Origin of the sequence: Blautia faecis, assembly GCF_020554845.1 — a bacterium.
In the GTDB taxonomy this organism is placed as follows: domain Bacteria; phylum Bacillota; class Clostridia; order Lachnospirales; family Lachnospiraceae; genus Blautia_A; species Blautia_A faecis.
The window spans coordinates 13,805-29,761 of the sequence record NZ_JAJCIA010000017.1 but is presented as its reverse complement, the minus strand read 5'-3'; the positions used below and the strand labels follow the sequence as shown (position 1 = coordinate 29,761).

12 protein-coding genes and 1 pseudogene are annotated in these 15,957 nt (G+C 41.9%); 12 read left to right on the top strand and 1 reads right to left on the bottom strand.

Annotated features, from left to right (window positions below; genetic code table 11):
* Positions 1-32 precede the first annotated feature (32 nt).
* The 6 genes from LIZ66_RS09930 to LIZ66_RS09905 all read left to right on the top strand — a co-directional run bounded on the left by LIZ66_RS09930 (position 33) and on the right by LIZ66_RS09905 (position 2,759).
* The gene (locus tag LIZ66_RS09930) at positions 33-488 is read left to right on the top strand and encodes a zinc-finger-containing protein (RefSeq protein WP_117854246.1); all 456 of its coding nucleotides are present in this window, start codon (positions 33-35) and stop codon (positions 486-488) included.
* A 23-nt stretch (positions 489-511) separates the two neighbouring features.
* The gene (locus tag LIZ66_RS09925) at positions 512-1,162 is read left to right on the top strand and encodes a hypothetical protein (RefSeq protein WP_147343029.1); all 651 of its coding nucleotides are present in this window, start codon (positions 512-514) and stop codon (positions 1,160-1,162) included.
* A gap of 13 nt (positions 1,163-1,175) precedes the next feature.
* Complete coding sequence (locus LIZ66_RS09920; RefSeq protein ID WP_117854244.1) at positions 1,176-1,865, top strand: hypothetical protein; 690 nt, start codon at positions 1,176-1,178, stop codon at positions 1,863-1,865.
* Positions 1,866-2,024: 159 nt separating this feature from the next.
* A complete protein-coding gene (locus LIZ66_RS09915; protein WP_420360641.1) occupies positions 2,025-2,258 on the top strand; it encodes a hypothetical protein in 234 nt (77 codons plus the stop codon).
* Complete coding sequence (locus tag LIZ66_RS09910; RefSeq protein ID WP_227200774.1) at positions 2,258-2,500, top strand: hypothetical protein; 243 nt, start codon at positions 2,258-2,260, stop codon at positions 2,498-2,500. The genes LIZ66_RS09915 and LIZ66_RS09910 overlap by 1 nt, the downstream gene beginning before the upstream one ends.
* A 1-nt stretch (position 2,501) precedes the next feature.
* Positions 2,502-2,759: a hypothetical protein gene (locus tag LIZ66_RS09905; protein WP_117854241.1), complete on the top strand. Its 258-nt coding sequence runs from the start codon at positions 2,502-2,504 to the stop codon at positions 2,757-2,759.
* Positions 2,760-2,975: 216 nt separating this feature from the next.
* On the opposite strand, the gene LIZ66_RS09900 is transcribed toward LIZ66_RS09905, so the two are convergent.
* Positions 2,976-4,160, bottom strand: coding sequence for a helix-turn-helix domain-containing protein (locus tag LIZ66_RS09900; protein ID WP_195991759.1), 1,185 nt, complete (start codon positions 4,158-4,160; stop codon positions 2,976-2,978).
* A 213-nt stretch (positions 4,161-4,373) separates the two neighbouring features.
* Between LIZ66_RS09900 and LIZ66_RS09895 the strand changes: the two genes are divergently transcribed.
* From LIZ66_RS09895 to LIZ66_RS09870, 6 genes and pseudogenes are all read left to right on the top strand, one after another.
* On the top strand, positions 4,374-5,792 hold the full coding sequence (locus LIZ66_RS09895; protein WP_226838046.1) for an MFS transporter: 1,419 nt from the start codon (positions 4,374-4,376) through the stop codon (positions 5,790-5,792).
* 99 nt (positions 5,793-5,891) lie between these two features.
* The gene (locus LIZ66_RS09890; protein ID WP_226838045.1) at positions 5,892-7,808 is read left to right on the top strand and encodes a glycoside hydrolase family 3 C-terminal domain-containing protein; all 1,917 of its coding nucleotides are present in this window, start codon (positions 5,892-5,894) and stop codon (positions 7,806-7,808) included.
* Between the two features lie 18 nt (positions 7,809-7,826).
* Positions 7,827-8,525, top strand: a pseudogene (locus LIZ66_RS09885) (glycoside hydrolase family 3 protein); the annotation flags it as partial.
* The gene (locus LIZ66_RS09880) at positions 8,525-11,092 is read left to right on the top strand and encodes a family 78 glycoside hydrolase catalytic domain (RefSeq protein WP_226838044.1); all 2,568 of its coding nucleotides are present in this window, start codon (positions 8,525-8,527) and stop codon (positions 11,090-11,092) included. The pseudogene LIZ66_RS09885 and the gene LIZ66_RS09880, both read left to right, overlap by 1 nt.
* Positions 11,085-13,514 (top strand): glycoside hydrolase family 3 N-terminal domain-containing protein, encoded by a 2,430-nt coding sequence (locus LIZ66_RS09875; protein WP_195991753.1) that lies wholly within the window; start codon positions 11,085-11,087, stop codon positions 13,512-13,514. Before LIZ66_RS09880 ends, LIZ66_RS09875 begins: the two co-directional genes overlap by 8 nt.
* Positions 13,511-15,952, top strand: coding sequence for a hypothetical protein (locus tag LIZ66_RS09870; protein WP_195991751.1), 2,442 nt, complete (start codon positions 13,511-13,513; stop codon positions 15,950-15,952). The genes LIZ66_RS09875 and LIZ66_RS09870 overlap by 4 nt, the downstream gene beginning before the upstream one ends.
* The last annotated feature ends 5 nt before the right edge of the window (positions 15,953-15,957 follow it).

Sequence of the window (15,957 nt, the reverse complement as noted above, 5' to 3'; positions counted from 1 at the left end):
ATCGGCTCAAACAGGAAAGGAGCTGGTGCAACATGAGAAAAAAGAAAAAACAGGACAACAGACTGTATTGTCCTTATTGTGGACGGCAGGCAGTACTCCGCCCTGCAATGTACGTGTATGGGGAGAGGAACCTGGATCCGGAAAATTATCTGTATGTCTGTGGCGGGTATCCAGCATGTGATTCCTACATAGGAGTTCACAAAAAGAGCCTGAGTCCTATGGGAACCTTGGCAGATGGGAATCTTCGCCACAAGCGGATCGAAGCACACCGGGCGTTAAACGAAGTGATAAACGCAGGGGTTATGACCAAACATGGGCTTTATATCTGGCTGCAGAACCGGCTCTGCCTTTCAGAAACAGAAATGCATATCGGAAAATTTTCTTATTTTCGATGTGAAGAAACCATTCGGGAATGCAAAAAACTTATGGAACAAAACAAAATAAAAATCGAAACGGTTTCCTATGAGGAAAATAAGTTTGCTGCATGAAAGAAAGGAGGTATCAGGTGCGTTTGCAGGCAAAAGAAGATGAAGTTTACCATTTAATGGATCTAAAAGAGTGGTTTTCAGTTCTGATTGGACTTGGCAGCTTTTTGGAGGGAATCGCGCTTTATTTTTTCATCTTTCGAATAAGGGCCTGGGATCTTGCCTATTTGTGTGTGGCACTGGCTCTTAGTATCATATTTCTTTTGCGGCAGACTGCCGGCATCAGCAGACGAATCATGGAATCGGAATACTGTTATATGGAACTGGAACCAGATAGCCTTGCCGTCTGCCAGCCGGAGAAAAATGGAAGATATGAGTCCTGCCGTATTTTTTATCCGGAAATAGACAAGATCGTGGAAGGGAGCCGTCGTGGAATCCCGGAGTTTTATGTTGTGTTAAGAGAAACGGATCAGGAACGGGAGAGCTTTTTTCTATTGGATGATGAAGAGCAAAAGCGAAATATCTTCTGTGTCCGATCTTTTGGGTTTGACCATGAGGATTTTATCCATTTTTACCGAAAGCTCCGGTGGAATGTTCCTGGCAGGGTGCGGATTATCGGAACCAAAAACCAGGAGGTCAGGAACCTTCGAAAGCCAAATACGGGAATGTGTCTGCTGGCAGCCCTTTTTCTTGGCTATGTGGTTCCAAAACTTCTGGAAGTGATGAAGCTGTTTTAAGGAGGAACTTTAAATGATTTTTTATACAGCAGTGGGAAACCGGGTGGAAGAAGACTCCGGAAGGTTTGTGGTACGGGTTGGGGAGCAGGAAAAGGTACTCTCTGAGATGGAGACCATGATTTGGGCCGCCCTTACCTGGTCGGTATGCGAAGAGGCAAATGTACACTCCCAGATGTACCGGCTTTTATGTATTGCCCTTGGAAAAGAAAAGGCGATGGAATGGGCGGATGAAGAGGATTTTCGTTTTTGCTTAAACCGTCTGGTACGGCGCGGCTTGGTAGCCAGATGCGAGGGAGAGACAAAAGAAGAAGCACTGTTTTTCCTTTTTCAAAGGGCAGTACTGAAGCCAATCTGTTATTCTTTTTCTGACCGGATGCGAAACTTTACCGACAGCCTGGCCATGGGAAAAGGAATAAAGTTTGCCCTTCGTGCATTTCAAAAGCCTACATTTTCTTATGAAGAACACAAGGTCTTTACCCAGATCGTGAAAAATGGAACCATTTCCGATCATTTATGCAGCCTACAAAAAGAAACTCAAAAGGTTCCGGTAGCAGAAAAACAAAAAGAGGAGATTTTAGAACAGGTCAGCCAGGAGTATTTACGCATTTTAGTTTCCCTGTACAAAAAGAAACAGCTTGTGATTAGCTGTATCAGAGAGGAAGGCGGACTTGAAGCAAAAGAAAGGATGGCAGCAGTTGTATGAGAACCTGGAAAAAATCCAGATCGGGTATGAAAGGATTCCTGGCTTTTTCAGAAACGGATTGTGAACACTGTTTTGATCTGCCTGGTTATTTTATATTGCGGATGTACATTTGGAATGGCGGAAAAATCCACCGGGTTTGTACTATGGACCATTTATCTGGTGCTATGTGGATTTGGATATGCCGGATATGTCTTTTACCTGGCAGCAACAGGTGCCTATGAAATCGTGGAACTGGAAAAGATCGAGATGACACGCCAGCTGGATAAGGTGTACCGGCTTGATCATGCAGTAACCAAAACCCAGAAAGTGATCTTAAGTGCTTTTGACATGGATTGGAATTATGTGAAATACCGTGCAGAAAATATCAGCAGAATCTTGAAGGGAGTACAGTGATGGCAAGAAACATGAACAGGGAAACACTTGAACAGAAAATAGCAAAAACAGAGAGGGCAATCAGCCGGAACCGTGAACAGAATGACCGCCTGACAGCGGAACTGGAAGACCTGCATAAAAAGAAAAAAGCGATTTTGAATGAAGAAATTTTAAAAGCTATTACAGGAAGCGAAAAAAGCTATGAGGAGATCCTCAGTTTTATACAAGGAAAAACGGATACCGACAGTAGAGAGGAAGAATGACATGGAAAAACAGGAGCAGGAAGAAAGGAAACACATAGAAGCTCTGGACAGAAAAATAGAAAGACTTCAGGAAAAAGTAATTAAAAAACATAAGGAATATAGTGTTCTTGCTGAGGAGCTTTCCACACTGCTGGATGAACGACACCCGGAACGGAAAATCGAGAGGGCAAAACAGGCGTTGTATGATGTATACGTGGAAAGTGAGCGTTCATTGGATGAAATCATTGACTTGATTCGGAATGCCGATGAATGGATATAGGCTGGATTTAGTTGTAAAATTTCTGGAAGTTCACAATTTATTAAAAGGCTGTTTGAAAATAAAGAAATCCAATTTGACTAAGGGATATCTTTATAAGAAGCAGCCTTTTTATATTTTATAGGTTATTATGTAGTTTGAGACATTTTCGTGACGTTACGAAAATGATAAACTAGCTGAAAAAAATTATCATTAATTTCTAAGATGGTGAAAAATTTTTTATATATGTTGTGTCTTTTTTCTATACTGTAAAGGTGTCAGCCCATATTTTTTCTTAAAAACATTCTGAAAATAAGACTGGCTGGAAAAACAAAGATAGTTCGAAATCTCAGTCAGGCTTTTATCACTATAAGTCAACAGTCCCTTGGCATCTTCCAGCTTACAGCGGACAATGTATGCCCCTATATTAATTCCAAGTTCTTCTTTAAAATGCTTCATGGTGTAGGAACTGCTGCGATGAATCTGTTTTGCGATATCTTCAATACTTAGATTTTCGTTGGTGTGGCAGCGGATGTAGCTCATACAGTTGTATATTTCAGAGGAAATTCCTTCTGGAATATGAGTATTAGCTGTATGGTGGCAGAAATCCTGTATCATGGAATACTGGAGGGATTTTACATCACTGATCGTCTGCAGTCGTTCGCATTCCTGAATATATAGATCCATAAGCTGATAGGTCTTTTCGATATCCAGACCGCCTGGAATGGCACCAAGCATTCCCACTTTTGTTGTTGTCGCGATAAATAGATTTTTGGCATGGCGCAAAGGCGTGTTGGCCATTTTTCCCTCTATGGATTGAAACTTGTTTGTGTTCAAAAAATGATCTAGTTTGACAGGGTTTCCTTCTTTTACTGCTTGATATAATTCCTGCTCAAAATAGTAGGAGTCGTGTAAATTATTATTCTCGATATTATTGGCAATTTCGTTGACGTTCTGTTCTTCACGTTTTCTCACGTGCTCATTGTCCTGTTGAAAAAGATCCTGGACACTTATTTCTTTTTGATTCAGACATAGGTGAATTAATGCGAGATGTCTGGAAAATTGCTGGTAAGTAATTCGCGGGATAGTACAGAGAAATTCTGCGACTGCCTCTTGGTATTCCAATGCAATGGCATTTTCATGCATATAAGTTCTGATAATTTCAGAAGTAACCGGAACACTAAAAGCTGGTCCGAGAACAATTGCGTAATCGGTTCCAAGGATATGGACAACTCCATATTCAATATCTGGTGAATATCGGTAAAAATTAGGGGTGTCATCAATCGGTGCCATTTCCCAATAACGCGCAGCCTTTACGGAACATACTTCACCAATAGAAGAATAAATGGCTTCGTTCTTTTTCATAAGACTGACTGGAATATGGGTAACAGAAAAATACATTTTGCAAAAAGATACATAATTCATATGAAAGCATCTCCTCAAGTTTTTCTAAATCTATATTTGACAGTATTTTTGGGGGCTTGTTAATGTTAAAAATCTGAAATTATATGTTGAATTTTACAATATAAAACCTTAAATTACAATACAGAAAAAACTAAGAATGATAAAGTTGAGGTATAAAAAGTTACTGATCCCTGGTAGCTATAAAAGTATTAGATACAAAAAGGAGAAGAAAACATGAGAAAAGAAAAACGCGGTCTGGGAGTTGACCGAAATGGTGTGCAGAAAATGATGCGCAAACGTGATTATCTTGCAGATATGTCAGGGCAGTTTGGCATGAATCTGGTAGCCAATCTGATTGGCCAGCTTACTTATTTCTATACGGATAAGGTGGGTTTGGCTGTTGGCGGCATTGGTATTGTAATGCTGATCGCAAAGATTGTAGATGCAGTGACGGATCTGTGGTTTGGAAATATAATCGATCACTCCAAAGGTGGAAATAGAAAATACTATCGTTGGATTTTAAGAATGATGGTTCCATATTCCATTCTGGCAGCATTACTGTTCTGCGTACCAATTAAGGCAGGACAGATTCCTGCACTGATATATGCATGTGTGACAAACATTCTTTTGTCAGCAGTATGCGGAACCCTGATGGGAACTCCAATGTCTGCTGTTATGGTTGTCAGAACAAACAGCCAGAGCGAACGTGAAAGTATGGGTGTATGCAGGGCTGTTGGTGCATATGGCTCTGGAATGGTAATCGCGATTCTTACAATTCCGATTACAAATGCCCTGGGCGGCAATCAGAATGCATGGATAAAATATGGTTTTATTATGGCGCTTCTGGTTCTGTTAATGCTTTCTATCTGTTATATGAACGGTCGCAAAGCGAAACTTGTAGATGAAGTTAGTGAAAATGATAGTCAGGATGAGGAAGAAGCAATTCCGTTAAAGAAATCTATTCCAATGTTGTTTAAAAATAAATATTGGGTTATTTTAATACTTTTTAATCTGATCACACAGATCACAAATTCAATTGCTGCTACATCTGGTACTTATTACTGTAAATGGATTTTCGGAAATGATAATCTGGTAGCACTTGCTGGAGCCCTGGGATTTTTTGCCACTCTTGTTGGTTTTGTCGTGTCGAAACCGATTATTGCAAAACTGGGAGTTCGTAAAACAATTGATTTCGGTGTACTGGGAGCTGCATTTACTGCTTTAATTCGTTGTATTATCCCGACTAATTTTAAGGTATATATTGCAGTCAGTGTAATCGGAAGCTTTGTTCAGATTCCGCTGATGTGTCTGTACGGAGTTCTTCTGGCTATGGTTATCGATTACAACGAATATACATACTACAACAAAATGGTAGGTGTTTCATCAGGTGCAATTGGAATTGGAACCAAGATCGGTTCCGGTGTAGGTTCTGTAATCCTTACAGCTTGTCTGGCATTGGGCGCTTACAATCCGGATCTGGAAGTGGCAACTACTTCTATGAGATATGCAATTTATGCATTTTCAAACTATCTTCCACTGATTATCAATCTTGGATTATTTGTATTGTTCCGGTTCTTTGATCTGGAAGAAAAGCTTCCGGCGATTCATGAAGAACTGGCGAGAAGACGCAGCCAGAAAAGCACTGAGCAGTAAAACAGCAGTTACTGTTCACTGGTAACAAACACCAATTAGCATAGCATCAGTCGTAAAGTATAAATCCATAATTTACAATTAGAATCTGGAGTGTTGGGCATGAAAAAAATTTACGCAGCAGTTTCGCCGGATGTAAGCCGACGCGAAATCGAAAACAGAAACAGAAGTCGCCTGATTGCAGCAGAAGGAATGGTTTTGCTGGAGAATAACGGTATTCTGCCGCTCAAGTTAAAAGAAGCAAAAATCGCTTTGTTTGGAAATGGTGCCAGACATACCGTCTCAGGTGGAACTGGCTCAGGAGAAGTGAATGCAAGAGAAGTCAGTTCTGTAGAACAAGGGCTGGAGCACGCAGGTGCTGTCATTACCACGAAAGCGTGGCTGGACAGATACGATGCTGCGGCAGTGCAGAAGAAAGAAGCTTATAAGGAAAAAATGCAGCAAAAATATGCCGATTCTCCGGAACTGGCATTCTGGGCGATGTTTGCCCATCGGAACCCTTTGACGATTCCTACAGAAGAAAATGATTTTTCCAAGGCAGACCAGGATATTGCAATTTATGTACTTGCAAGAAATTCCGGTGAAGGTGCAGACAGAAGAAATGAGCCTGGTGACTATCAGCTGCATCAGGAAGAGAAAGAGTTTTTGACTACTCTGTGCAGCCATTACAGTCACGTTATTGTTGTACTGAACATTGGCGGCGTGATTGATACTTCCTTTTTCCATGAGCTGTCCAATATTTCAGCTGTTGTTCTGATGGGACAGGCTGGCAGCTCAGGGGGAGATGCACTTGCAGATGTTTTGAGTGGAAAAGTAAATCCCTGTGGACATCTGGCAGCGACCTGGGCAAAAGAATATGAAGATTATCCCAATGCAGATACATTTGGATATAGGAACGGAAACCGGGATGATGAATATTATACAGAAGGAATTTATGTGGGGTACCGTTGGTTTGATTCTTTTGGAAAAGTTCCGGCATATCCATTTGGATATGGAAAATCTTATACTACATTTTGGGTTGAAACAAAGGATATTTTACTTAAAAATTCTGAAATCGTATTAAATGTACAGGTTACGAATGCAGGAAAAGAATATTCTGGAAGGGAAGTAGTGCAGATTTATATATCAGAACCGGATGGACGGCTGGAAAAGCCTTATCAGGAACTGGCAGCTTATGCAAAAACAAAATGCCTACAGCCTGGTGAGAGTGAGAATATGACGATTTCCTTTCCGGTAAGCCGGATGGCTTCTTATGATGAGAAACAGGAAGCGTGGATCTGGGAGAAAGGCAGCTATATTATCCGTGTAGGAGAACATTCCAGAGCAACAAAGGTGACCGGAGTTATTCACCTGGAAAAAGAATGTATCTATCAGAAACTGGAAAAATTATTGCCGCTGGATTGTGAAATGGAATGCATCCATGGGGATAAAACGCTGTTTTATTCATATCCGGAAGAAGAAAAAGAAATCAAGAATGCTCCAGATTTGTTTGTAGAAAGTTTTCTGACAAAAAAGAAAAATGACAATTGTCTGGAAAAACAAATAAAAAAATCAGAACAGGTTCCTGACAAGAAAACGGAAATTCAAGCATCTCAAATCTACAGAATGGAAGATGTGCTCTCTGGAAAATGCAGTCTGTACGATCTGGTACAGCAGTTAACAAAAGAAGAACTGACTGCATTATGTGTTGGAACAGCAAGAGGCGGTGAAGAAGAAACTTCGACAATAGGGGCGGCAAGCAGAGCCTGCCCTGGAGCTGCAGGAGAAACGACTTCAAGTCTTATTAAAAGCAGAAATATACATAATATTATTCTGGCTGACGGACCTGCTGGTTTGCGGTTGTCACCAATCTTTACAGTGGATGACGGTCAGAATGTGACTTGGCAGAAACCAGCCCTTGGAAATGATTTTATGGATATTTTTATGAAACAGGATAATCGGCCTTTGAAAGAGAAGGAAGTTACTTATTATCAGTATTGCACTGGAATTCCTACAGCAACTTTGCTGGCACAGACCTAGGATAAAGAGGCTCTTTACGAAGCAGGAGATATTGTCGGTTCCGAAATGAAAGAATTTGGAATCATGCTTTGGCTGGCACCGGGAATGAATATCCAGAGAAATCCTTTGTGTGGAAGAAACTTCGAATATTATTCTGAAGATCCGCTTATTTCCGGTATTTGTGCAGCTGCTGAGACCCAAGGCGTTCAGTCTCACCCTGGAGCTGGTACTACAATTAAACATTTCGCATGTAACAATCTGGAAGATAACAGGGCATACAATAATAGTCACGTGACAGAACGCACTCTGCGTGAAATTTACTTGAAAGGATTTGAAATCGCAATCAGAAAAGCACAGCCGTTGGCCTTGATGTCATCTTACAATATGTTGAATGGAATTCATACTGCGAATTCGGTAGATCTTTTAACAAAAGCTGCACGTCAGGAGTGGGGCTTTGAAGGGCTGATTATGACTGACTGGGGTACTACCGCAGAGCCCAAACCGGATCTGGAAGGCAGAATGCCTTTATATGGACCTTCCAACGCGGCAGCCTGCATCAAGGCAGGAAATGACCTGCTTATGCCGGGAAGCAAAGAGGACGTAGAGGAAATACTTGCATCTGTTGATGCAGAAGAGGGAACTGTAAAATATCCGATTACACTGGAAGAATTACGTGGATGTGCAGAAAGAATTTTACGGATCATAGCAAAAAGCAATACCTACACTGAGGAGTCATAATGATAAAAGCAACGGATTTGAAAATTGAATACTTAACAGGTAATCCAACTATAGATATTGTTTCACCAAAATTGTTATGGAAAGTACAAGAAGCAAAGACACAGACGGCCTATCAGGTAAAAGCCAGTGTGGATGGTCAGGAGATATATGACACTGGAAAAGTCAGATCTTCTGTAATGGATCATAAATATCAAGGAAAATTAAAAAGCCGCAGTCAGGTGACCTGGAAAGTCCGTTTATGGGATGAAAAGGATATCTGTGGAGAATGGAGCGAAAAAAGCAGCTTTGAAATAGGACTTCTGGATGAAAAAGACTGGGTGGCAGAATGGATTGATCCGGAACTTTTTCATGAACCAGAGGAAAGACAGCCTGCCAGTTATCTGAAAAAAGAATTTCTGGTAGAGAATTCCGGAAATGCCAGACTCTATATAACTGCCCATGGTATTTATAATGCGTATATAAATGGGAAAAAAGCCAGTGATTTTATTCTTGCCCCTGGTACAAGTCAGTATAATGCCAGACTTCAATATCAGACATACGATGTGAGTGGGCTTTTAAACGTCGGAAAAAATGAAATTCTTGTTACAGTTGGAGATGGCTGGTGGCGAGGCGATACTGGATACGGTGGAGTACGAAATAGCTTTGGGATAGATCTGGCAATTCTGTGTCAGCTGGAAATTGATAGAAAAACAGTTCTGATAAGTGATAAAAGCTGGAGTGCATCCCAGGAGGGACCGCTTGGGTTAAATGATCTGATGCAGGGCGAGTGTTATGATGCAAGAAAAGAAAACATCTGTGAATGGCATCCGGTAACAGAAAAACAATTCGGCTATGAAAACCTGGTTTGTTCCAATAGCTTTGATGTAGTTGAAAAAGAAAACTATACAGGCAAGCAGATTCATACACCTAATGGAGAGGTTGTTATTGATTTTGGTCAGAACATAGCTGGTTACGTGAAGTTTGGATTTTATGCACAGGCAGGACAGTGCATTACGCTTTATCATGGAGAGTGTCTGGATCAGAATGGCAATTTTACGCAGGAAAATTTCCAGGCACCAGAGCACCGGGTAGAGCAATGTGTAAAATACATTTGTAAAGAAGGCTGGAATGAGTATAAGCCGGAAAAATCCATATTTGGTTTCCGCTATATTAAGGCTATAACAGATGTAAAAGTGACAGAAAAGAATTTTACCGCAATTGCTGTTTATTCAGATATGCCACAGACAGGAAAATTTGAATGTGGACATCCGGGAATCAATCAGCTGTTTTCAAATGCAGTGTGGAGCATGAAAGGGAATTTCCTTGAAATTCCTACTGATTGTCCTACAAGGGAGAGAACCGGCTTCACAGGCGATGCCCAGGTATTTGTAAACACAGGAATGTACCTGATGGAATGCTATCCGGTATATCGGAAATTTTTAAGTGAATTAAGGGAAGTACAACTGGAAGGTGGTTGTATCAGCCAGACAGCTCCGGCATCACAGGGACATTTGTTTGACGGTGCGGCTGGATGGAGTGATGCCATAGATCTGATTCCATGGAGAATGTATCTTCGTTACAATAATCCAGAAATACTTGCAGAAAATTATGAAAAAGTAAAGGAATGGTTGGCTTATTGTCTGGAACGTGCAAAAAAGGACAATCCTGGAAGAAAAAAAGGGAAAAACGAAAAGTATAGTTCTTATCTGCTGGATACAGGCTGGCATTGGGGAGAATGGATCGAACCGGACTGGAACGGATTTATAAACACAGAAGATCCAGGTGGAACTTACCTGAGAGATATTTATGAACATGGTGCACCGGAAGTCTGCACTTCACATTTATCTTACGGCTGCTATATCGCCTCAGAAATGGCAAAAGCTCTTGGATACCAGAAAGAAGCAGAATTCTATAGTGAAATGAGAAAGTTTACCAAACTGGCCTACCGGGAAGTTTGTATGGAAAATGGACATATGAAGCAGAAAAGACAGTGCGATTATGTTCACGCGATCATGTTTGACATGCTTTCAGAGGAAGAAAAAAAGATTGCCTGTGATGAGCTGAATGAAATGATCGTGAAAAACGGATTTCATCTGAATACCGGATTTTTAAGCACATATGAACTGCTTCATGTGCTGACTGATTATGGTCATGGAGATACGGCATGGAAGCTTATGCTTCAGGACACATATCCGGGGTGGCTGTATCAGCTGAAGTATGATGCAACTACAGTCTGGGAAAACTGGAAAGGTATGGAAGCAGGAAGAGAACCGAAAGATTCCATGAATCACTATTCTTTCGGAACTTTTGCCGGCTGGCTGATGGATCGTGTTGCCGGAATACGGGTGGAAAAAGGAAAAATCAGGATTCAGCCCTATCCTGACAGGCAGATTGGATATGTGAAAGCATCTTACGATTCACCTTTTGGAAAAATTAAATCTTCCTGGGAGTATGAGGGAGAAAACTGCAGAATAAAAGTAGAAATCCCGGCGAATGCCCATGCAGAAATTTTACTGCCAGATGGCAGCTGTCATGAAGCAGACTACGGTAAATATGAATATGTGATAATGGAGAACAAGCATGAGTAAAGAATACTTAAACGCATCACTGGCACCTGAGAAAAGAGCTAAGGCACTGCTGGAAGAAATGAGTCTGGAAGAAAAAGCAGCACAGCTGACCGGTGTTTTTCCTTTTGACGAAGAATATAAAGATTTTGACGGAATTTCAAAAAGAGTACCGCATGGTATTGGAGAAGTAAGCACATTGGAAATGCGGCGGATGGAGACATTGGAAGAAGTTGCGGCGTGGCAGAAAAAAGTCCAGGAAATTGTAATGGAAAACAGTGAACATCACATTCCTGCAATTTTTCACATGGAAGGCTTATGCGGCCCATTTATTCAGGATTCCACCAGCTTTCCGGCAGGTATCGGACGTGGTGCCGGATTTGATCCGGAAGTGGAAGAAAAGATCGCAGAAATTGTAAGCCGGCAGGAAGCTGCCTGCGGAATTACCCACATATTAGCGCCTGTTCTGGATATCTCCAGAGATTCCCGTATGGGACGCCAGGGAGAAACCTATGGGGAAGATCCGGCCCTTGCTTCTGCAATGGGAGCTGCATATACAAAAGGAATACAGAAAAAGGAAACAGCAGGAAGAAAAACAGAAAGTGTTGCCAAACATTTTCTGGCTTTCCATAATTCCAATGGAGGAATCCACGGAGCTGTCAGTGATACACCGCCAAGACTTCTGGAAGAAATTTATGGAAAACCATTTCAGGCTGCAATCCAGGAGTCTGACCTTCTGGGAATCATGCCTTGTTACTGCACTGTGAATGGGGAACCGGTATCTGCATCTTATGGACTTCTGACAAAGCTTCTTAGAGATGAAATGGGATTTCAGGGACTTTGCATCAGTGACTATGGTGCAGTTGGTAATACCCATGGCTCCCAGCATGTTGGAGAGACGCTGGAAGATGCCGGACTGCTTTGCCTGAAAGCCGGAATGGATATGGAACTTCCGAATCCAAGTGGATTTGGAGAGAAGTTTCTGGAAAAGTTCCGGACTGGAAAAGCCGATATCAGTGCACTTAACCGGGCTGTATTGCGTGTGCTGACTGCAAAGTTCCGTATGGGCTTATTTGAACATCCGTTTTCTTTGCAGGGAGAGGAGTTAAAAGGTGTATTTTCCCAGAAGACAGACAGAGAAGTATCCCTGCAGTCCGCGAAAGAATCGCTGGTCCTTCTGAAGAATAACGGAGTATTGCCAATTGGCTCCGACGTAAAAAAAATAGCAGTAATCGGTCCTCATGCAGACTGTGCAAGAAAGTTTTTTGGTGGATATACCCATATGTGCATGATGGAATCCACTTATGCCATAGCGAATTCCATTGCAGGAGTCAGTGGGGTAAAAGTTGCAAAACCAGAGGAAATCAAAACAGTTCCAGGAACGAATATCCAGTCAGATGAAACAGAGGAGTTTGATCAGATCCTGAGAAGGCAGAAGCCGGATTGCAGAAGCCTTTTAGAAGAACTGCGGGAAAAGCTGCCAGATGTAGAGGTAAGCTATTCTTATGGTTATTATATTGCAGGAGAAGATGAATCCCATTTTGAGGAAGCCTTGGAAAAGATAAAAGAGGCAGATCTGGTAATCCTTACATTAGGAGGCAAACACGGAACCTGCTCCATGTCTTCTATGGGAGAAGGTGTAGATGGAAGCAATATTAATCTGCCAAAAGGACAGGACGAATTTATAAAACGTGCAGCTGCATTTGGCAAGCCAATGGTCGGAGTACATTTTGACGGAAGACCGATCTCAAGTGATATTGCGGATAAGTATCTGGATGGAATCCTGGAGGCATGGAGCCCGGCAGAAACCGGAGCAGAGGCTGTTGTAAGCGTATTGCTTGGAGAATATAACCCAGGAGGTAAAATGCCTGTTACAACTGCTTATCATGCAGGACAGATTCCTGTTTATTACAATCATCAGTACAATTCCTGCTGGGATCAGGTTGGAAGCATCGGATTTGCCAATTATGTGGATTTGCCACACACACCAAGATATTGTTTCGGCCACGGACTTTCCTATACACAGTTTTCCTATTCCGACCTGAAACTTTCCAAAAAGGAAATTGGCCCTTTTGAAACAATTGAGATCAGAGTGGATGTAGAGAACGTGGGCAGCAGGGTCGGCGATGAAGTGGTACAGCTGTATTTGAGAGATCTTTATGCAAGTATGGCAAGACCGGTAAAAGAATTGGCAGGATTTAAGCGAATCACTTTAGAGCCAGGAGAAAAGCAGACAGTTATATTCGAAGTAAAGGCTAGTCAGATGGCATTTTTGGACATGAATATGCAGTGGAAAGTGGAAAAAGGAACATTTCTTGTGGAAGTGGGAAGTTCATCCCAGGATATTCGCTTGAAAGATGAGTATAAGGTTACAGAAGACGGCTGGTTGGAAGGAACAGACAGGGGATTCTATGCAAAAGCTTACAGGGAGGCAGACAGAACATGAGACAACACTTAAGAATACATAAAGCAGAACCTAATAAGGGAATTCTGGATTACTCTCACCTTTTAGACGCACCTGCCGGAAAACACGGATTTGTGGAGACAAGAAACGGACATCTGTATTTCGAAGATGGAAAAAGAGCCCGTTTTCTTGGCTTTAATGTGGCAGCACGTTCCAATACGCCTGATCATGAAACTGCGAAAAAAATGGCAGAGCGTTTTGCAAGCATGGGAGTAAACCTGATTCGTCTTCATGCAGCAGATGCGCCTGTAGGTGAGCAACCTGGAAGCTGGAGCAGCTGTGTAAATAACCCACTTCTGGATTATGCAGACGGAAACAGCAGGAAATTCAATCCAGAAGGGCTGGACCGTTTTGATTACTTTATTGCGAAATTAAAAGAAAAAGGAATTTATCTGCATGTTGACCTGATTGTTGCAAGAGAATTTCAGCCAGGTGACGAAATGGATTATCCAGGGGGAGCACCGTCCTGTATTAAACGTTATGCCATTTATAATGCGCGCATGATAGAGCTGCAGAAGGAATATGCAAAAGAGCTGCTTTGTCATGTAAATCCCTATACAGGACTCTCACTTGCAGATGATCCGGCTGTTGTGACAGTTCAGATCAACAACGAGGATTCTGCAATCAAATGGGCCATGGGAGCTGATGCCGATGAGCAGATGAAGCCATACAGGGATGAAGTGCAGTCTCGTTTCAACCATTTTCTGTTAATGAAATATCATACAAGAAAAAGACTTGCAGAAGCATGGACTTGTGAAGGCTGCTGTGCGCTAGGAGAAGAGGAAGATCCGGCAGCAGGAACGGTACGTGGTATTGCAGGCGGTTTTTATCAGCCGGTTAACGATCCTAATGGTTCTTGGGATACAGAAGAAAGTCCGGCCAGATATGCAGATTTTATGGAGTTTGGTATTTATATGAACCGGAAATTTTACCGGGATATGAAGGATTATCTTATTTCTTTGGGAGTTAAGGTTCCGATCGTTACAAGTAATCTGATCGCAGGGGCGGCTGATGTGTATGGACATACAGATGGAGATCTGATGGAAAACAACAGCTATTTCAATCATCCGCTTTTATTGCCTGATATGAACAATACTTATATGGTAAATGGACCGGTAGAATATGTATCCACCAATCCTCTGACCTGGCAGAGGGGCGTTGGTTCCATGGCAACTACCCTGTTGAGTCTGGCATCTGTAGCAATCGTAAAAGGAAAGCCTTTTATGTTAAGCGAATGGAACGAATATGGTGAGCATATGTTCCATTCCACTGCACTTGTTCAGACAGTTGCCTATGCATGCCTAAATGACTGGGATGGATTGATTCTTTACAATCATCATACCTCAGAGAACTGGGATGACCAGCCGGCAGATGAAATCCGGAATATCTTTGATGTGTATAATGATCCGGCTGTGATCTGCCAGTGGGGATTTATGGCGTCGATGTTTCTGAAAGGTCTGGTAGCTGAAGCAAAGCATTGCATCGATGTAGTGTATACCCAGAACGATCTGAAAACACTGCCTGAGTTTCATGCTATGCCGACTATGTTTTTTCCATATGTAACAGCAATGCGCAACGTATTTCTGGATTCTGGTGACACCTACCAGGGAAATGGAGATATTGCAGTAAATGCAGGATTTTTAAACGGAGCCAGATTATCTGAGGCAAAACACAGTGTTTATTATGCGTGGTCAAAATACCGGGATATTGGAAGAAGATATGAAGATAAAAACCGGCTGGAAAGAGCAGCTAAGGGAACGAAGCTGATTGAGCAGGGCGTTCATCTTGGGGAGCAGGCGCTTGTGTTTGATGATATTGCAAAGATTGCAGGAGAGGGAGATTACAGAAATTTTGCACGCATCATGGATCAGGCGATGAAGGAGTGGAATGTAATTCCAAAGGAAACTGGTTATGTTGATGGAAAATTAATATCTGAGACCGGGGAAATTATATTTGATCCGGAAAATGCCTGCTATGCGGTTCAGACTCCTTATTGTGGATATTACAGCGGAGCACCGAAAGAATTGATTTCGTTATCTGATATGGTAAAGGTAAAAGCAGAAAACAAACGGATCACGTTGGCTTTGATCGCAAAAGAAGAAAACAATCTTGATCAGGCGCAGGAATATATTCTTACTGCAATGGGAGAAACCGGGATGGATGAAACCGGATATTATCCTGGACAGAAAATACCCGGAATACCATATGAATTTACAGCTGTAGAATTTAAAGGAAAGCTGTTTGCAGAAACACTGGAAGGCTGTATTTATGTACAGGCAAAAGAAGCCAAGCTTGAGGTACTAAGTCCGGTTGGAGAAGTAATCGCACAGCTTGAAGGAATAGAGGAAAATGGGGAGATACAGTTTGCGGTAAATGGCACGATTCCAGGAATTCAGTATCATCTCACTGTAAAAAGATAAGAAAT

Bases quoted from the DNA above. Each gene is read 5' to 3' on its own strand.
- LIZ66_RS09910 (WP_227200774.1), top strand. From the start codon at position 2,258: ATGGCAAGAAACATGAACAGGGAAACACTTGAACAGAAAATAGCAAAA.
- LIZ66_RS09900 (WP_195991759.1), bottom strand. From the start codon at position 4,160: ATGAATTATGTATCTTTTTGCAAAATGTATTTTTCTGTTACCCATATT.
- LIZ66_RS09905 (WP_117854241.1), top strand. From the start codon at position 2,502: ATGGAAAAACAGGAGCAGGAAGAAAGGAAACACATAGAAGCTCTGGAC.
- LIZ66_RS09890 (WP_226838045.1), top strand. From the start codon at position 5,892: ATGAAAAAAATTTACGCAGCAGTTTCGCCGGATGTAAGCCGACGCGAA.
- LIZ66_RS09880 (WP_226838044.1), top strand. From the start codon at position 8,525: ATGATAAAAGCAACGGATTTGAAAATTGAATACTTAACAGGTAATCCA.
- LIZ66_RS09875 (WP_195991753.1), top strand. From the start codon at position 11,085: ATGAGTAAAGAATACTTAAACGCATCACTGGCACCTGAGAAAAGAGCT.
- LIZ66_RS09895 (WP_226838046.1), top strand. From the start codon at position 4,374: ATGAGAAAAGAAAAACGCGGTCTGGGAGTTGACCGAAATGGTGTGCAG.
- LIZ66_RS09920 (WP_117854244.1), top strand. From the start codon at position 1,176: ATGATTTTTTATACAGCAGTGGGAAACCGGGTGGAAGAAGACTCCGGA.
- LIZ66_RS09930 (WP_117854246.1), top strand. From the start codon at position 33: ATGAGAAAAAAGAAAAAACAGGACAACAGACTGTATTGTCCTTATTGT.
- LIZ66_RS09870 (WP_195991751.1), top strand. From the start codon at position 13,511: ATGAGACAACACTTAAGAATACATAAAGCAGAACCTAATAAGGGAATT.